The organism is Vibrio sp. T9 (genome assembly GCF_003123985.1).
Classification (GTDB): Bacteria; Pseudomonadota; Gammaproteobacteria; order Enterobacterales; family Vibrionaceae; genus Vibrio; species Vibrio diabolicus.
Genome location: NZ_NIGY01000036.1, coordinates 1 through 902, shown reverse-complemented (window position 1 = coordinate 902; position 902 = coordinate 1). Strand labels below are relative to the sequence as shown.

The 902-nt window shown below is 52.9% G+C and carries 1 pseudogene; it reads right to left on the bottom strand.

The features are described from left to right. Positions 1-902: pseudogene (locus tag CBX98_RS25255) on the bottom strand (hypothetical protein); the annotation flags it as partial.

Sequence of the window (902 nt, the reverse complement as noted above, 5' to 3'; positions counted from 1 at the left end):
TGGTACCACCACATCACCAGTCCAAACGCTTGGGTCCGCGGTTGCCACTAATGAGGTGACCGTCGTACCACCTAACGCCGCCGCTGCGGATTGCAGATCTTTATCGAATTCCAGCGTTACCGTCACGCTTTGGCCGATGGCTTGATGCTCAGGAGTAAACGTCACGTTAGTCAGTGTTGGCAAGGATTGCGCGAGAGTAAAGCTCTGGCTTTCACTCACTTCAATACCCACTGAGTTCGTCCCTGTCACCATCACGGTATAAGTGCCATTGGTTTGGTAACTCATATCAATTACGTCACTGGTCCAAGTGCCACCGGCTTGTACCGTCGCACTGCTGCTTTTCAATACCGTCGCGCTGCCTTGGGCTTTTACTTCAAGACGCAGGGACTGACCGTCAAAGCGTGTCGACGTGCCTTCAAATTGTAGCGTGGCGGCATGCGTTTCATCCACACTGCCCACTGGAGTGATGGCTAAGGTCGGCGTGATCGGCATGGAGTAAGCCGTATTCTGGCTACCGGTATTCCCTGATAAGTCTTGGAAGTCACGAACAAGCAACGCCACATTGAGCTCTGACGTGCTTGGTACCACCACATCACCAGTCCAAACGCTTGGGTCCGCGGTTGCCACTAATGAGGTGACCGTCGTACCACCTAACGCCGCCGCTGCGGATTGCAGATCTTTATCGAATTCCAGCGTTACCGTCACGCTTTGGCCGATGGCTTGATGCTCAGGAGTAAACGTCACGTTAGTCAGTGTTGGCAAGGATTGCGCGAGAGTAAAGCTCTGGCTTTCACTCACTTCAATACCCACTGAGTTCGTCCCTGTCACCATCACGGTATAAGTGCCATTGGTTTGGTGACTCATATCAATTACGTCACTGGTCCAAGTGCCACCGGCTTGTA